This window comes from Pseudoduganella guangdongensis, assembly GCF_009857475.1.
GTDB classification, from domain to species: Bacteria; Pseudomonadota; Gammaproteobacteria; order Burkholderiales; family Burkholderiaceae_D; genus Rugamonas; species Rugamonas guangdongensis.
On record NZ_WWCJ01000011.1, the window covers coordinates 62,945 to 80,172 of the forward strand.

The 17,228-nt window shown below is 64.4% G+C and carries 13 protein-coding genes; 5 read left to right on the plus strand and 8 right to left on the minus strand.

The window, feature by feature from the left end:
• Nucleotide 1 precedes the first annotated feature (1 nt).
• Nucleotides 2–637: a methylamine utilization protein gene (locus GTP41_RS16475; RefSeq protein ID WP_229502914.1), complete on the minus strand. Its 636-nt coding sequence runs from the start codon at nucleotides 635–637 to the stop codon at nucleotides 2–4.
• A 119-nt stretch (nucleotides 638–756) separates the two neighbouring features.
• Between GTP41_RS16475 and GTP41_RS16480 the strand changes: the two genes are divergently transcribed.
• Entirely contained in the window at nucleotides 757–2,601 is a 1,845-nt protein-coding gene (locus GTP41_RS16480) for a GGDEF domain-containing protein (protein WP_371867364.1), read from the plus strand.
• On the plus strand, nucleotides 2,598–3,164 hold the full coding sequence (locus GTP41_RS16485) for a DUF5625 family protein (protein WP_161026667.1): 567 nt from the start codon (nucleotides 2,598–2,600) through the stop codon (nucleotides 3,162–3,164). Before GTP41_RS16480 ends, GTP41_RS16485 begins: the two co-directional genes overlap by 4 nt.
• Here the strand turns inward: GTP41_RS16485 and GTP41_RS16490 are convergent.
• From GTP41_RS16490 to GTP41_RS16510, 5 genes are all read right to left on the minus strand, one after another.
• On the minus strand, nucleotides 3,148–3,495 hold the full coding sequence (locus GTP41_RS16490) for a hypothetical protein (RefSeq protein WP_161026668.1): 348 nt from the start codon (nucleotides 3,493–3,495) through the stop codon (nucleotides 3,148–3,150). The two genes, GTP41_RS16485 and GTP41_RS16490, sit on opposite strands and share 17 nt — an antisense overlap.
• Entirely contained in the window at nucleotides 3,440–4,411 is a 972-nt protein-coding gene (locus GTP41_RS16495; protein WP_161026669.1) for a tetratricopeptide repeat protein, read from the minus strand. The genes GTP41_RS16490 and GTP41_RS16495 overlap by 56 nt, the downstream gene beginning before the upstream one ends.
• Before the next feature lie 75 nt (nucleotides 4,412–4,486).
• On the minus strand, nucleotides 4,487–6,541 hold the full coding sequence (locus tag GTP41_RS16500; protein ID WP_161026670.1) for a TonB-dependent receptor: 2,055 nt from the start codon (nucleotides 6,539–6,541) through the stop codon (nucleotides 4,487–4,489).
• A gap of 81 nt (nucleotides 6,542–6,622) precedes the next feature.
• The gene (locus tag GTP41_RS16505; protein ID WP_161026671.1) at nucleotides 6,623–6,970 is read right to left on the minus strand and encodes a hypothetical protein; all 348 of its coding nucleotides are present in this window, start codon (nucleotides 6,968–6,970) and stop codon (nucleotides 6,623–6,625) included.
• 19 nt (nucleotides 6,971–6,989) lie between these two features.
• Nucleotides 6,990–8,240: an Hsp70 family protein gene (locus tag GTP41_RS16510; RefSeq protein WP_161026672.1), complete on the minus strand. Its 1,251-nt coding sequence runs from the start codon at nucleotides 8,238–8,240 to the stop codon at nucleotides 6,990–6,992.
• A 117-nt stretch (nucleotides 8,241–8,357) separates the two neighbouring features.
• Between GTP41_RS16510 and GTP41_RS16515 the strand changes: the two genes are divergently transcribed.
• Entirely contained in the window at nucleotides 8,358–9,449 is a 1,092-nt protein-coding gene (locus tag GTP41_RS16515; RefSeq protein ID WP_161026673.1) for a LacI family DNA-binding transcriptional regulator, read from the plus strand.
• 74 nt (nucleotides 9,450–9,523) lie between these two features.
• Here GTP41_RS16515 and cphA read toward each other — a convergent pair whose 3' ends face one another.
• Together cphA and GTP41_RS16525 are read right to left on the minus strand one after the other, a co-directional pair.
• Complete coding sequence (gene cphA, locus GTP41_RS16520) at nucleotides 9,524–12,094, minus strand: cyanophycin synthetase (protein WP_161026674.1); 2,571 nt, start codon at nucleotides 12,092–12,094, stop codon at nucleotides 9,524–9,526.
• A 15-nt stretch (nucleotides 12,095–12,109) separates the two neighbouring features.
• Nucleotides 12,110–14,287: a cyanophycin synthetase gene (locus tag GTP41_RS16525; protein ID WP_161026675.1), complete on the minus strand. Its 2,178-nt coding sequence runs from the start codon at nucleotides 14,285–14,287 to the stop codon at nucleotides 12,110–12,112.
• A gap of 105 nt (nucleotides 14,288–14,392) precedes the next feature.
• On the opposite strand from GTP41_RS16525, the gene GTP41_RS16530 reads away from it, so the two are divergent.
• The gene (locus tag GTP41_RS16530) at nucleotides 14,393–16,678 is read left to right on the plus strand and encodes a cyanophycin metabolism-associated ABC transporter (RefSeq protein ID WP_161026676.1); all 2,286 of its coding nucleotides are present in this window, start codon (nucleotides 14,393–14,395) and stop codon (nucleotides 16,676–16,678) included.
• Nucleotides 16,668–17,135, plus strand: a complete 468-nt coding sequence (locus GTP41_RS16535) for a cyanophycin metabolism-associated DUF1854 family protein (protein ID WP_161026677.1) — start codon at nucleotides 16,668–16,670, stop codon at nucleotides 17,133–17,135. Before GTP41_RS16530 ends, GTP41_RS16535 begins: the two co-directional genes overlap by 11 nt.
• The last annotated feature ends 93 nt before the right edge of the window (nucleotides 17,136–17,228 follow it).

Below are 17,228 nucleotides of genomic sequence, written 5' to 3' on the forward strand. Positions count from 1 at the left end.
GTCAGTTGGCCGGGGCGTCCGCATCGGCGGCGCGCGGTTTCAGGGACATTTTGAAGTTGGCGCTGGCGCTGCCGTCGGCCAGGCGGGTGGGCTGCTCCAGCGCGTTGCCGCCCACGATATCCGGGTGCCAGGCTTTCAGCACGTACTTGCCAGCCGGCGCATCCAGCGCAACGCGCCCGGCGGCGTCGGTCTTGCCATAGTACGGCGTATCGACAATGCGCACATAGGCGATCATCTTGTCGTGGATATTGCAGCCGAGGACGACGGTACCCGGCTTCTCAAAGGTTTGCGGCTCGGCCGTGGTGCCGGTATACAGCTTCTGGTCGAACTTATGCGGCGCCGAGAAGGAATAAATGTGGTGCCGCACCTTGTCGTTGTTCGGGAAGTAAACCTTGCTGCCGGTCTGGACCACCGACACCAGCGGGATGAACTTCAAGGCCTTCTGGCTGATTTCGCCGGCCTTGAGCGTTTTCGGCAGTGTCTGGCCGCCGTCGGCTTCCAGGTAGACCACCGCGTCCGCCACCGGTTTGCCGGCGGCGTCCACCACCTGCACGCTGATTCCGCCCGCAGCCTGCACGGCGCCGGCGCAAAAGAAGGCCGCCATCATGGCGGAACGGGAAAGGAGCTTGCTCTGCATCGTTCTTTGGCTGGAAGGTGGAAGCCTATTGTAGCGCTAAATAACTGTTTCCAGTATTCATCATGTTGTCACAATCCAGGGCCAGAATCCACGCGTTGCCCTAATGCCGCCGGACCACCGTGAGCCCCTCTGCCGCCCTCCCCAATAATGTGACCTACCTGCGCGCCGCGCCGGACGAGCTGCTGGGTCAGCACCTGCTGGACATTATCCAGCGGCGCCAGCTGCACGCCCTGTTCCAGCCCATCGTCCACATGCAAAGCGGGGAGATCATTGCCTACGAGGGACTGGTGCGCGGCCCCTCGGACAGTCCGCTGCATTCTCCGCTCAACCTGTTCCGGGTGGCGCGCGCCAATCACCTGGCGCGCGAGGTGGAATACCTGTGCCGCCGCATCGTGCTGGAGCGTTTTGCCGAACTCAAGCTGCCGGGCAAGCTGTTCCTGAACGTCAGCCCGGAATCGCTGGTGCGCCAGCCTGACGGGGTGCAGGGCGAAACCCTGGGCTACATCCACGAATTCGGCATCAACCCGGCCAACGTCATTATCGAGCTGACCGAGAACCAGCCCACCTACGACTACGAGCTGATGCGCGAGGCGGTGCTGCATTATCGCAACATGGGCTTCCAGATCGCGATCGACGACCTGGGCGAAGGCTTCTCCAGCCTGCGCCTGTGGTCCGAGCTGCGGCCGGAGTTCGTCAAGATCGATATGCACTTCATCCAGGGTATCGACCACGACCCGGTCAAGCTGCAGTTCGTACGCTCGATCCAGGAAATTGCCGACAAGTCGAACACGCTGGTCATCGCCGAAGGCATCGAAAAGGCGGCCGAACTGCTGCTGCTGCGCGACCTGGGCGTGGCCTACGGCCAGGGCTACCACCTGGGGCGGCCGCACGCCGTGCCCGCCAAGGCGCTGCCGGCAGAAGTGGTCAAGGTGCTGGGCCGCAATGGGGTGGCGGTCTACCCGCAGCGCGCCGCCGAGCGCAATGCCGTCAGCATCCGCAAGCTGCTGCACGAAGTCGCCACCGTGCCGCCCTCGATGAACAATAACGAGGTGTACGAGATCTTCATGGCCGACCCCAAGCTGCTGATCATCCCGGTGGTGGACGCCGGCCAGCCGCTTGGCCTGGTGTCGCGCTTCGACATGATCGACCACTTCGCCCGTCCCTACCAGCGCGAGCTGTACGGCAAAAAGCCCTGCACCCTGTTCATGGACCCCAAGCCCATCATCGCGGAGGCCGATACCAGCCTGCAGGACCTGTCGCGCCGCATGGCCGAATCCGACGCCCACCACCTGTTCAACGGCTTCATCATCACCGAAGGCGGCCGCTACATCGGCATGGGCACCGGCCACGACCTGATGCGCGAAATCACGCAGATGCAGATCACCGCGGCGCGCTACGCCAACCCGCTCACGCAGTTGCCGGGCAATGTGCCGATCAACGAGCATATCGACCGCCTGCTGGAAAGCGCCACCCGCTTCTGGGTCTGCTATGTGGACCTGGACCATTTCAAGCCCTTCAACGACGTCTACGGCTACCGGCGTGGCGACGATGTGATCCAGCTGACCGGCAACATCCTGGCCAAGCACGGCGACCACGGACGCGATTTCGTCGGCCACATCGGCGGCGACGATTTTGTGATCCTGTTCCAGAGCGAGGACTGGGAACAACGGTGCCAGGCCATCCTCGATGATTTCGCTACGGCAATTGTCGACTTCTACAGCTACGAAGACCGCGAGCGCGGCGGCTACATCAGCGAAGACCGGCAGGGCAAAAAGGTGTTCTACTCACTGATGAGCCTGTCGGCCGGCGTACTGCGTGTCGAACCGCACCAGTTCTATTCCCACCACCAGATCGCGGCCCGCGCCGCCGATGCAAAGAAACAAGCAAAAAAGATACACGGAAACAGTTTATTCCTCGATCGCAGGATGCAATCCACTGAGCCGTCGCCTATAGTGAATGCATGACCCCTTTCCTCTACAGCCTGTGCCAGAAGCCCGTCGTCGGCCTTGCCATGGCGGCTGTGGCCTTGTGTGAGTTCCCGCCCCTGGTCAAAGACGCCCCGATGCAGCTGGATGCCGCCGGCAGCGTACTCAGCGTCGATGTCGAGGTGCCGGTGGACCTGAGCTACACCCTGCTGGTCGAGCTCAGCAATCCCGCCGGGGACTCCCTCAGCAAACAGGAAATCACCATCCTGGGCGACCGCCGCGTGGAGGATTGCATCGAAACCGTGGACCTGGCCAAAGTACCGCGCCAGGAACGCGCCAGCTACGGGCGCGCCATGCCCTTCAAGGTGGAAGTGCGGCGCAAAGCCGACAATATGCTGGTGCACTCGCGCCAGGTGACCACCCTGTGCGTGGCCAGCAAATGGGCCAACCAGCGCTCGCGCAGCCTGGGCAATATCGCCCTGGTGCGCGGCGCCTACAGCTTGCGGGTGGAAAATGTCGCAGCCCAGGCCGGGCTGGGGCGCCTGAACGCCACGGTCTTGCTGGCGCCGGTCAGCGAAAAACCGCTTAGCGCGCAGCGATAGTCTCTTCCAGCCGGCCGCTTTCCACCCATCCCAGGCTGATGCGGCCGGTGCGCGGGTTCACGTATTGCACCTCGGTAAAGGTGCCATACTCGTTCAGCGCGTGCAGGGAATCACCCTTGATCACGAAGGTAGCGCGCAGGCGGCAGCCCGGTTCGGGCGCGGAATGGAAATGCAGGCGTTCTTTGCCCGCCACGCGGCGGCCCGCCTGCCAGTCCGCCACCGCCACCTGCTGCTCGCGCGCACGCTGCAGCACGCTGCCGCAATCCGGCGCGGCGTCAGCGCGGGCTGCTGCGAGCATCACGACGGTGAGGAGGGGGACGGAGAGCTTCATCGAAGTTAATGCTGCCATGAAATTGTTCGTCAGGCAATGCCGTATCGAGCACGCCCCCGCGCAAGCCTTCCAGGTTGTGCTGTGCCAGGGTATGGCCCTGTGCGGCAGCTTTGCGGTACCAGTGCAGCGCTTCCGTTTCATCCTGCGAAACGCCCTGCCCGGTCGCATACAGCACGCCCAGATTGTTCTGTGCGGCCGCATCGCCCTGTTCCGCCGCGCTGCGGTACCAGTGCAGCGCCTTGCCCAGGTCGCGCTGCACGCCGTCGCCGCTGGCATACAAGACACCGACACTGAACTGGGCCTGGGCCGATCCACCCTCGGCCGCCAGGCTGTACCACATCAGCGCCTGGCCAGGGTCGCGCTCGACCCCGCTGCCGTGCGCATACATACTGCCCAGCAAACACTGCGCGTGCACCTCGCCCTGCACCGCCGCCTTGCGCAGCCAGGCCAGCGCCCGCTCGCAGTCTGGCGCTACGCCGCGCCCGTTGAGGTAAGCCTCGCCCAGCAAAGCCTGCGCACTGGGCACACCCTGCTCCGCCGCACGGCAGAACCAGCGCACGGCCATCTCTTCATCCTGGGAAACACCGCGACCGCGGCGGTACATCTGGCCCAGGTTTTGCTGGGCAGCCGGATCGCCCTGGCGCGCGGCGCGGCGGAACCAGTACACCGCCTCCAGGTCGCTGCAGGCGGTGCCATGGCCGCGGTAGTACATGGCGGCCAGCTGGTTCTGCGCAAAGGCAAGGCCCTGCAGCGCCGACCGGCGCATCCAGCTGAAGGCTTGCCGCGGGTCCGGGTCCACGCCCTGGCCGTTCTTGTACAACAAGGCCAGGTTGAACTGGGCGTAGGGGTCGCCGCGCTGCGCGGGCCCGAGAAACCACCGGAAGATGCGCTCCCGGTCCGCAACACGCTTGCCCATTGCCGCCTCCCATGCCTCAGATTGTTATCTAAAGTATAAGAAGCGACTTTCAGGCGGGTTTGATCTGCCTCAAACTCAGAACTTGGCGCGCACCCCAAATACGAAGTTACGGCCCGGCAGGGGCGAAATATCCTTCAGCAGCGAGGTCGAAACGCGGATTTCGTCATTCAGCACGTTCTTCGCCAGCACAAACCAGGTCAGGTCCAGGTCCTTCAGCTTTTGGGTGTAGGACAGATTGGCGTTGACCTGGTTGTAGGCGCCGGACGGCGAGCTTTCGAACGCGGCCAGGCGGTCCTGCGACTGGGCATGGATCCAGGTCGCGCCGACGCGCCAGGCGCTGCTGCGGTAGCCGATGCTGGCACCGAAGCGGGTGGCCGGTTGCAGCGGCAGGCTGCCGGCGTTCTTCAGTTCGCCGCGCGAGGTGTCGGCGAACAGGCGGCCGTTCAGGCCCAGGCCGTGCGGGTTGTACTCGATCTCGCCCTCCGCGCCGCGCACGGTGGCGTCGCCCTGGCTGAACACGCGTTCGCGGAACTGCTCGCCATCGTGTCCTTCGTGGCCTTCGCCATCGACCATTTTGCCGGTGACGTGGCCGTAGATGAAGTCGGAAATGCTGTTGTGGAACAGGTTGGCTTTCCAGCGCAGCAGGCCGGCGGTCTTCTGCAGCGACAATTCAATATTGCGCGAGGTTTCCTTGCGCAGGTCCGGATTGCCCAGGTCGAAGGTGATGGTGGCGTGGTGCGGGCCGGCCGAATACAGCTCTTCCGTCGTCGGCGCACGCTGCGCGCGCGACAGGGTCAGGCCGGTGGCATAACCAGGCGTGAACGACCACAGCGCACCCAGTGCGCCGCTTTGCAGCGAGAACGAGCGGTCCAGGCCGGTGACCGGCTGGCGCTTGACGCGCTCCGTGCGCACGCCAGCGTTCACGCGGACCGGGCCCCATTCTTTTTCCTCCACCAGGAAGGCGGCCGTGGATTTGGAGCGGGTGGCCGGCACGGTGTCGCCGTGCGCATGGCCGTGGTCGTGCTCGTCTTCGCCCTCGTGCTCGCCTTCGTGTTCCTCGTGCTCCTCCTCGTGGCCCGCAGCCTTGGCGGCAAAGTGGCTCAACTCGGTTTGCAGGCCGAAGGTGCCGTGCCAGCCATTGATCGCCTTGTGCACCATCTCGGCACGGGTTTCCAGCGCGCGGTTGGTGAACTGTACTTCCGGCACACCGTCCTCGCCCAGTTCGGCGTGGCGGTAGTCGGTGTAGCCAGCCTTGAACTTGGCCGACTCAATGCCCGGCAGGATGTTCTTGAACAGGCTGTCGATATCGTAACGCGTCTGGTGCTGGTCGATCACCGCGCCCTCGTCGCTCGGCACGCCGTACTTGTTGTCCAGGCCGGAAACCGAAGCGCCCACATAACCCCAGGCGTCGATATACGAACCGCCCAGGCCGCCGCCCTTCTCTTTGGTCCCCGAATTCGGCAGGCGGCCACTGCCCGAGGCCGGATCGCCCGCCACACGGTTGCCCGGGATCTTGTAGTCGCCCGACTGGCGCGCGTTGGCGTCCAGGTGCAGGGCCAGCTTGCCAATGGCGCCGTCGAGCGTGCCGGAGGTGGCATGGCCCTGGTCCACGGTGCTGTAGCGCGCTTCGGCCTGGCCGGTCAGCTTGGGTTCCCGCGCTGGCGGAATGCGCTCATTGACCACGTTCACCAGGCCGCCGATGGCGCCCGAACCGTACAGCAACGCAGCCGGGCCGCGCAGGATTTCAATCTGGTGCGCCACCGCGCCGTCGCCCGCCACCGCGTGGTCGTTCGACAGGCCGGAAACGTCGGAAACGGCCATGCCGTTCTCCAGCATCTTGACGCGCGCGCCTTCCAGGCCGCGAATGATCGGGCGCGATGCGCCGGCGCCGAAGGCCGACGACGACACGCCCAGTTCCGACGACAGCGTTTCGCCCAGCGAGTTCGCCATCTTGTCGCGCAGCTCATCGCCCGACAGCACTTTGGCCGGCAGCAGGATCTGTTCGGTCTCGCCTTTATGGAAAGGGTTGGCGGTGACCACCACCTTGGTCACTTCGCCATCATCAGCGTGGGCGAATGCGGATACGGCCGACAGGACAGCGCCTGCCAGCAGGGAGTACTTGAAATTCATGTTATACCTCTGGATACGACAAACGAAAGCGAGCCGGCAGCGCGGGGGTGCCGGCGGCAGCAATTAAAGGGTTTCGTTGTGTCAGGCCAGGGGTGGCGCGCGCGAATCGTAGGCGCGCGCGGTACGCGCACCGTGCGGGGCGGCCAAGGCCGCGCCGGCTTGCGGCGCGCTGTATTCGACTGCCGGGAAGGTGAAGCTCGGCGTGTGGATGGCCGACGCCAGCGGGGCGAAGGCCGCGCACTGGCTGCAATTGTGATCCAGCGCCAGCCCGGCGCTCAGCCCGCTTTCGCCGGCATCGCCCGCCTGCTGCTGTTCGCTGCCATGGCGGTAGTCCGACCAATGCGACACCGCGTGCGCCATCCCAAGCTGCTGGGACAGGACCAGCAGCAAGGCAAGCAGTACATGCAGGATGTGGCGATTGGCTTTCACGGCGGCTATTGTACGCAGTTTAGCCAAACTTGCGCAATGCATCCCTGGCCAGGCCGGCGCCGATGCTGCCGAACAGGTCGCCTTCGACGCGGCGCGCGCCCGGCACCAGGGCGGCAATGCGGTCGCGCAGCAGGCGCACGCCGCTGGAACCGCCGGTGAAGAAGATGGTGTCGACCTGCTCCGGCTGCACCCCGGCGTCGGCCAGCAACTGGGTCACGGTCGCGCCCACGCTATCGACCAGCTGGCCCACGGCGCCGTCAAAGCCTTCGCGCGTTACATCCAGCACCGCGGGCGGCACCAGGCGCTGCAGCGGCAGCTGCACCAGGTCTTGCGTCGACAGGCCGATCTTGGCCTCCTCTACCTGCAGGGCCAGCCAGTGGCCGGCACGTTCCTCGATCAGGTGCTGCAGGCGTTCCAGCTTGGCCGGTTCGCGCGCATCGCGGATCATCTCGCTCAATTGCGCCTGCATCTTGCGGGTGTAGGCCTGGTTGATGGTATGCCAGGTGGCCAGGTTGAAGTAATAGCTGGACGGCACGTCGGCGCCGCTGCGGAACTGGCTGCCATAACCGAGCAAGGGCATCACGCTCGACAGGCTGAGGTATTTATCGAAATCGGTACCGCCGATATGCACGCCGCCGGTGGCGAGGATGTCGTCGGCGCGTTCGCTGCGCGCCACGCGGTCCGGGCCCAGGCGCACCAGGGTGAAGTCGGACGTACCGCCGCCAATGTCGGCGATCAGGACCAGTTCTTCACGGTCGATCTGGGATTCGTACTCGAAGGCGGCGGCGATCGGCTCGAACTGGAAGGCCACATCGCGGAAGCCGACGCTGCGCGCGATCTCGGCCAGGGTGTCCTCGGCCAACTGGTCGGCGGCGGCATCGTCGTCGATGAAGTGCACCGGGCGGCCCATCACCACGTGCTCGAACTTGCGGCCGGCGGCGCTTTCGGCGCGGCGCTTCACCTCGCCGATGAATTGCGACAGCAGCAGGCGGAAAGGCAGCGCACGTCCGCCGACCTCGGTCTGGCCGTCGATCAGGCTGGTGCCCAGCAGGCTTTTCAGGGAACGCATCAGGCGCCCTTCGCAGCCGGCCAGGTACTCCGCCAGGGCCGCGCGGCCATAGCTGGTTTCCTCATCCTCGGCATTGAAGAAGACCACGGAGGGCAGTGTCATTTTGCCATCCTCAAGCTCCAGCATGATGGGATGGCCGGGGCGCACCCACCCTACGGTGGAGTTGGAAGTGCCAAAGTCAATGCCGCACGCGTTAACCATCGTGTTCGTCCGCTAAGAAAAAGGGGCGGTATTTTACCAGAGAAGGCGCGGCTAGCACGCCACAACCCAGGCTTATAAACGTAGAGCAACTGTTGCCATGTGGTAAGATTATAGGATATGCGAGCAACCAAGCCAAAAACCGCCCTTAACGCCGTCGAGCAAAAGGCCATCATCCTCCAGGAGGGACGCCGCGTCACCTCCTATGATGTGGCGTTGGTGGCCGGCGTGTCGCAATCGGCGGTGTCGCGCTGCTTCAAGCCCGGCGCGAGCGTGTCGAAATCGACCTATGCGCGCGTGATGAAGGCGGCCGAGTGCCTGGAATACATCCCGAACGCGGCGGCGCGCAGCCTGATCACGCGCCGCAGCAATATCGTGGCGATCGTGGTGTCGCATTCCAGCATGCTGTACAACCCGGCAGCATTGTCGGAATTATCACAGCAGCTGAACCGTCGCGGCAAACGGGCCCTGCTCTTTACCATGCAGCACGAGGGCGAGATCGAAGGCATCCTGAACGACCTGTGGCAATTCCAGGTGGACGGGGTGGTGGCGGCATCCACGGTGACGGCCGCCCATGTGGCGGAATTCAAGCGGCGCCAGGTGCCGCTGGTGGTCTTTAACCGCCATCTGCGCGACCTGGACGTGAACAGCGTGCTGTGCGACCAGCAGGAAGCGGCGCGCGTGGTGGTAAGCCGGCTGGCGGCTGCCGGCCATCGGCAGCTGGCCATCATCGGCGGTCCTAGCCAGAATTCCATTGCACGCGAGCGGCTGCGCGGGGCGCTGGAACGGATTACGGAGCTCGGGCTGCCGGAGGCGCCGGTGTTCCATGGGCAGTTTGATTACGCCAGCGGTGTGGCGGGCCTGCATGAGCTGATCGCGCGCATTGGCGCGGTGCCGGATGCGGTGATGTGCGCAAATGATGCGATGGCCATGGGCTGCGTGGATGCGGCGCGCCAGCATCTGCATATCGATGTGCCTTCGGGGATGTCGGTGGTGGGGTTCGATGCCGTTGAGGGGTCGAACTGGTTGAGCTATGAGCTGACCACGGTGCGCCAGCCTTTGCACAAAATGGCAGTGGCGGCGGCGGATTTGCTGTGCAACCTGATTGAGGCGGACGGCGTGGTGGAGTCCGAGAAGCGGGTGTTTGCTGCGCAGTTTGTCGAGGGCGAGACGGCGTTGCTGGTGGCGCGCAAGACTGCGTTGGCGGCGTGAGGGCTTCCGAAGCTTAAGTCCGGGAACCCGTAAAACCGGGGGCCGACCCTAAGGATCAGACCCCGGCCCTGCGGTTAAGCGGCAGCGATCCGCTTGGCGATATAAGCCAGCGACTCCTCCACCTGATCCACCAGGATCAGGCACAGGTCGCCGTCCTGCAAACGGTCCATCGCCGTATCAATCGCATTGAACTCGCCAGTGATCTCGTCGATCTTGCTGGTGCGGCTGGCACCCTGCAGCCCCTGGCGCAGCAAACCCACCACCTCGCCATCGGCACGCCCGCGCTGGCAGGCATCCTGGTACAGCACCACGTCGTCAAACGCCTTGCCCAGGATCTCGGTCTGCTCGCGGATATCCTGGTCGCGGCGGTCGCCCGCGCCGGAAATCACCACCGAACGGCGCTTGGCCGGCATCGCATCTACCGCCTTCACCAAGGCCAGCATCGCATCCGGATTATGGCCATAGTCGGCAATCACGGTCGCGCCGCGATACTTGAAGATATTGAAACGCCCCGGTGCATTATGGCTGTCGGTGGTAAAGGTCAGCAGGCCGCGACGAATCGCATCCCACGAAACCCCTGCCGCCCAGGCCGCCGCCACCGCCGCCATGGTGTTCTCCACCTGGAAGCCGATGGTGCCGTTAAAGGTGATCGGCACGTCCGACAGCGCAATACGCTGCTCGTTCTTGCCTTCCACCGCCACCAGCTGGCCATTCTCCACGTACACGGTACGCTTGCCCTGCGCCAGGTGCGTCGCCACCACCGGATGGTAGCGGTCGGCGCCGAAGAAGATCACCTTGCCCTTGCACTTGGCCGCCATGGCAGCCACGATCGGGTCGGTCGCGTTCAGCACGGCATAGCCATGCTCGTCCACATTCATGACGATCACGCGCTTCAGCACCGCCAGGTCTTCCACGGTGGTGATGTAGTTCAGGCCCAGGTGGTCGCCGGCGCCGATATTGGTCACCACGGCCACCTTGCAGCGGTCGTAGGCCAGGCCTTCGCGCAGGATGCCGCCGCGGGCGGTCTCGAACACGGCGGCGTCCACGTCCGGGTGATTCAGCACATTGCGCGCCGAACGCGGACCGGAGCAGTCGCCCGAATCGATCTGGCGGCCGTTGACGTACACGCCGTCGGTGTTGGTCATGCCCACGCGCAGGCCGGATGCGGCGACCAGGTGCGCGGTCAGGCGCACCGTGGTGGTCTTGCCGTTGGTGCCGGTCACGGCGATCACCGGAATGCGGCCATCGTCACCTTCCGGGAACATGGTGTTGATGATCGCCTCGCCGATCGGGCGACCCTTGCCGTAGGACGGCGACAGGTGCATGCGCAGGCCCGGCGCGGCATTCACTTCCACCACGCCGCCATTCTGTTCTTCGATAGGACGCAGCACCGAATCGCAGACCACGTCCACGCCGCAGATATCCAGGCCGATCATCTGCGCCGCTTCCACCGCGCGCGCCGCCACTTCCGGATGCACATCGTCGGTCACATCGCTGGCGGAGCCGCCGGTCGACAGGTTGGCGTTATTACGCAGCACCACGCGCTGGCCGATCGGCGGCACGGAGTCCGCAGCCAGGCCTTGCAGCGCCAGGCGCGCCAGGGCGATATCGTCGAAACGGATCTTGGTCAAGGCGGTGCCGTGGCCGGTGCCGCGACGTGGATCGGCGTTGACGATGTCCACCAGCTCGCGCACCGAGTGCACGCCATCGCCCACCACATGCGGCGGGTCGCGGCGGGCAGCCGCCACCAGCTTGTTGCCGATCACCAGCAGACGGAAATCGTGGCCCGCCAGGAAGCGCTCGACCATGATATCGTCGCGGAATTCCTTGGCCGCGTTGTAGGCGGCGATGGTTTGTTCGCGGGTGGTGATGTTGACGGTCACGCCCTTGCCCTGGTTGCCGTCCTTCGGCTTGACCACGACCGGCAGACCGATCTCCAGCGCCGCCTTCCAGGCGTCTTCCGCGTCTTCGGCGGTGCGGCCGGTCGGCACCGGCACGCCGGCGGCGTCCAGCAGTTTCTTGGTCAGTTCCTTGTCCTGCGCGATGGTCTCTGCGATAGCGCTGGTCGAATCCATTTCAGCCGCCTGGATGCGGCGCTGTTTCGAGCCCCAGCCAAAGCTCACCATCGACCCTTCGGTCATGCGGCGGAACGGGATCTTGCGTGCAATCGCGGCGTGCACGATGGAGCCGGTCGATGGGCCCAGGCGCACGTCTTCGTCCAGCTCGTGCAGCTCATGCAGCGCGCCGGCCAGGTCGAACGGCGTGTCGTCCATGGCCGAACGGCACAGCTTTTCCGCCCATTGCATGGCGAGGCGGCCCACCGATTCCTCGGTGTACTCCACCACGGTCTGGTAAATGCCTTCCTCCAGCGTCGGCGTGGTGCGGCTGAAGGTCACCGGGCAGCCGGCTTCGGCTTGCAGGCCCAGGGCCGCCAGTTCCAGCACGTGCGCCATCGGGATGGTGTCGGCGTGGCCGTCCGGCTGCAATTGCGCCAGGCGCGGGAAACGGGTGCGCAGGCGCACTTCGAAGCCAGGGATCTTGTCGACCGAACGTTCCTCCGGCGTGCAGGACACGATGGATTCAACAGCGGTGTGGTGGCTCCACAGATTTGGGCCGCGCAGCGCGCGGGTGCGAATAACTTCCATTCCTCGTAATCCCGTTTAGTTTTTCTTGGTGTTCCACTCGAAGGTGCGCAGCGCCGCGCCGATCAGGTCCGGCGACAGGCCCATGGCCCAGCCGGCGCCAATCGCCGCCAGCACGGCTTCGGTACGGTCTTCTTCGCTCGCGGGCAGGCAGGACGGAGGCAGCACGGCCAGTTCGTCGCGCCCGGCCGCCATGACAAAGCCGCCTTCGCGCAGGAAGACTGCACGGCCGCCGTCCTGGCGGTGCGAGTCGAGCGCCGGCACATGTTCGTCCAGGCCGTAGAAGATCACGTCGCCGTCGCACAGCTCGGCCATTTCAGCCACTTGCGCGTCGGACGCGTTCAGCACCGCCGCGCCTTCCGGCAGCACCACGTCCACCTGGGTGCGCAGCACGCCGAACATCTGTTCCGGGTCGTTGATGTAGAACTCGCCCAGCTCCTCGTGGCCGCCGGCGTCGGTCACCACGCCCACCGTGCACTTATCGTAGGAGAAGCCTTCGCTCAGGATCATGCGGTTGGAGTTGGCGAAAACCGCCGCCTCCACATTCTTGTTAATCAGCAGGCGCTGGCCGGATTCCCATTCAGTGAGCGGGCCGCGCGCCACCGGGCGGCCATTCAGGTACACGCCCTGCTCGGTCGCGGTGCCGACATAGCGGCCGCCCATTTGCAGCAGCCAGCCGATCAGGCGCGCGATCAGCGCATTCTGGCGCGAGCCAGCCACGCCCACGATAGGGATGCGGCCATCCTCTTCGTCCGCGAACAGCTGGTCGGCAATCGCGTGCCCCACCGGGCGCGCCACGCCGCCGGCGGCGGGCTTGAGGTGGGCCAGCAGGCCCGGGCTCGCGTTCACTTCGATGATCGCGCCGCCCTGCTCTTCCAGCGGTTTCGAAATATCCGCCGCCACCAGGTCGATACCAGCGATATCCAGGCCGATGGTGCGCGCCGCCAGTGCCGCCATTTCAGCGACCGCCGGATGCACCAGGTCGGTGACGTCGTTGGCCACGTTGCCGTTCACCTGGATCAGGACCTTGCGGCCCGCTTCCACCACCGAGTCCGGGGTCAGGCCCTGGCGTTTCAGGTCCAGCAGCACTTCTTCCGATTTTTTCGGTTCCACGATATTCAGCGGGAATTCCTCGGTGGTACCGCGGCGCGGATCGGTATTGATCTGCGAATCCACCAATTCCTGCACCGACGACTTGCCGTCGCCAGTCACCCACAGCGACTCGCCCATGGAAGCGGCCACCATGCGGCGGCCCACCACCAGCAGGCGGTGCTCGTTACCGACGATGAATTTCTCAACGATGACGCTCTTGCTGCCACCGCGCACCACGGCGATATCGTAAGCCGCCTTGACGTCGGCCTCGGTCATCAGGTTCAGCGACACGCCACGGCCATGGTTGCCGTCGTATGGCTTGACCGCCACCGGCAGGCCGATGTCCTGCGCCTCTTCCCACGCCTCATCGGCGCTTTTCACCAGGGTGCCCTCCGGCACCGGCACGCCGACCGATTTCAGCATGTCCTTGGTCATGTCCTTGTCGGACGCAATGCCTTCGGCGATGGCGGAGGTATTGTCGGTTTCGGCCGTCCAGATGCGGCGCTGGCGCGCGCCGTGGCCAAGTTGCACCAGGTTGCCGTCGGTCAGGCGGATATGCGGGATCTTGCGGTCGGTCGCCGCGTCCACGATGGAGGCGGTCGAAGGACCCAGGCACAGCGACTCGACCATCGAGGTCAGTTTTTCAACGGTGGCGGCCAGGTCGTAAGGCTTGTCTTCGATGGCGGCCATCATCAGGTCCTTGCCGGCAGCCAGTGCGGCGCGGCCAACCTGTTCCTGGCGCGTACGGAACGCCATCTTGTAGATGCCGCTGCCCTCGGCCGTCTGGCGGGTCTTGCCGAAGCCGGTGCGCATGCCGGCCAGGTTTTGCAGTTCGAGCACGACGTGTTCGAGGACATGGCCGGCATAGGTGCCGTCGCGCAGGCGTTCGAGGAAGCCGCCGCGCTCACCGACGCCGCAGCGATGCTCGATCAGGCCTGGCAGGAAGGCGATCAGGCGCTCGTAAAATCCGGGGAGTTTGTTCGAAGGGTAGTTTTCAAGCTCGCCGATATCCAGCCAGGCCTCGATCACCGGGCGATAGGTCCAGATGTTCGGTCCGCGCAGGTGTGTTACACGGAGAAACTCAATATCTTTCTTTTTTGTCATTTTTAGCTCTTGTACCTCTTGCGGTATACTCCGCCCGTCCTTCTATTTTCCCACTGTTTCGCAATTCTTGCCACTTGGCAAAGAGTGCCCGGAGTCTCATTCACAATGATAACAAACCAACTTTCCTCTGAGCTCAGCCTGACAGAACTTCCCGACAGGTGGCGCACAGAGATTCCAGCCCTGCTTGCACCTGATGAAAACGTGCTCGGCGCGCTGGAGGTTGACCTCGACTCCCGACTCCACTTCAACAAAGGCCTGGTCGTTATCACGGAGCGCCGCATTATGGCACGCGCCCCCGGGGAAACGGTATGGCAGGACTGGGCTTATCGTCGTGGGATGGTTCTAAAGCTGCACGACCACGCCGGCGTCGGCCACCTGGAACTGGTGGACGACACGCAGCGCCTGGCCGCATGGCGCTTCACTTTGGGCCAGAACCTGCTTGCCATCCGCCTGCAGGAAAACTTCGTCCGCCTGCACCAGGCGCATGTGGATGGAAAACCACTACAGCAAGTCGAACAGAACGCCTGCCCAACCTGCAAGGCCCCGCTGGAAGCCGACCAGGAAGAATGCCCGGTGTGCACCAAGGTGGTCCACACGCCGCCATCCACCTGGACCCTGTTCCGCCTGTGGCGCTTTGCCCGCCCCTACCAATGGCAGCTGCTGCTTGGCTTCACGATGATGCTGCTGTCCACCGGCGCGCACCTGATCCCGCCCTACATCATCATGCCGCTGACCGACAATGTGCTGATCCCTTACCAGAACGGCAAGCCGGTCGAACAAGCGCTGGTGATGCAGTACATGGCCGCCCTGACCGGCGCCGCCGTGCTGGCGTGGATCTTCGGCTGGGCCAAGACCTACATCCTGGCCCTGGTCTCGGAGCGCATCGGCGCCGACCTGCGCACCACCACCTATGAACACCTGCTGCGCATGTCGCTCGAATACTTCGGCGGCAAGCGCACCGGCGACCTGATGTCGCGCATCGGCTCCGAATCGGACCGCATCTGCGTCTTCCTTTCCCTGCACCTGCTCGATTTCGCATCCGACGTGCTGATGATCGTGATGACCGGCGTGATCCTGTTCACGATCGATCCATGGCTGGCGCTTGCCACCCTGCTGCCGCTGCCGTTCATCGCCTGGATGATCCACCTGGTGCGCGACAAACTGCGCACCGGGTTTGAAAAGATCGACCGCGTATGGGGCGAGGTCACCAACGTGCTGGCCGACACCATCCCCGGCATCCGCGTGGTGAAAGCCTTCGCGCAGGAGACCCGCGAAGCGACCCGCTTCCGCACCGCCAACAAGCACAACCTGGCCGTCAACGACAAGTTGAACAAGGTGTGGTCGCTGTTCTCGCCGACCGTCTCGTTCCTGACCGAATTGGGCATCCTGGTGATCTACGTGTTCGGCATCTGGATGATTTCCAAGCACAACATCACTGTCGGTGTGCTGAGCTCCTTCGTACTGTATGCCAACCGCTTCTACGGCAAGCTCGATTCCATGAGCCGCATCGTTTCGGTGACGCAGAAATCCGCCTCCGCCGCCAAGCGTATTTTCGACATCCTGGACCACGTCTCCAGCGTGCCGGACCCGGTGCAGCCGGTGAAAGTCGACAAGGTCAAAGGCGACATCACCCTGCGCGAAGTCGGCTTCCGCTACGGTAACCGCGCGGTCAATCGCGGCGTGAACCTGGAAATCAAGGCTGGCGAAATGATCGGCCTGGTGGGCCACTCCGGCTCCGGCAAATCCACCCTGGTCAACCTGATTTGCCGCTTCTACGACGTGGCCGAAGGCGCCATCCTGCTCGATGGGCAGGACATCCGCAACTTCGCCGTGTCCGACTACCGCCGCAATATCGGCCTGGTGCTGCAGGAACCCTTCCTGTTCTTCGGCACCATCGCCGAGAACATCGCCTACGGCAAGCCCGACGCCAGCCGCGAAGAAATCATGAAAGCCGCGCGCGCCGCGCACGCGCACGACTTCATCCTGCGCCTGCCGCAAGGCTACGACTCCATGGTCGGCGAGCGCGGCCAGGGCCTGTCCGGCGGCGAACGCCAACGCATCTCGATTGCGCGCGCCCTGCTGATCGACCCGCGCATCCTGATCCTGGACGAAGCCACCGCCTCGGTCGACTCCGAAACGGAAAAAGAAATCCAGAAGGCGCTCGACAACCTGGTGGCAGGCCGCACCACGATTGCGATTGCCCACCGCCTGTCCACGCTGCAGCGCGCCGACCGCCTGGTGGTGATGGATCGCGGCAAGGTGGTGGAAGAAGGCCCGCACGACGAGCTGATGGCCAAGGAAGGCGCCTACTACCGCCTGTACCAGGCGCAAGCGCGCAACGTCGACACCGACCTGGATGACAAAGCAAAGAGCCGCGAAGATGACAACTAATTTCAATTTGAGCCGCGACAGCTTCGGCAAACTGAACCTGATCGACGCCAACGGCGTGCTGCACGAAGGCGTCTCGCCGGTGCGCGCCTTCCCCATCCAGGCGCCGGAAGAAGGCCTGTCCCTGGTCAACAGCGACGGCAAGGAAGTTGCCTGGCTCGACAAGATTTCCGACCTGTCGCCCGAGATGGCCGACGTCGTGCGGGAGGAGCTTGCCGGGCGCGAATTCATGCCCGAAATCAGCCGCATCGTCGACGTGGGCAGCTACGCCTGCCCCTCCACCTGGACGGTGGAAACGGACCGCGGCGCGACCAGCTTCGTGCTGCGCGGCGAAGAAGACATCCGCCGCATTGGCAGCGTATCGCTGCTCGTCTCGGACAGCCATGGCATCCACTTCCTGATCCGCGACCAATACGCGCTGGACAGGCACAGCAAGAAAATCCTCGACCGCTTCATGTAACACGGGCTCTGCCGTTGCGAAGCAAAAATTGATCTGGGTCATGGGCGGTGGGTGTTTCCGCGAAGCACAATATCTCCACTACAAATTTGGAGA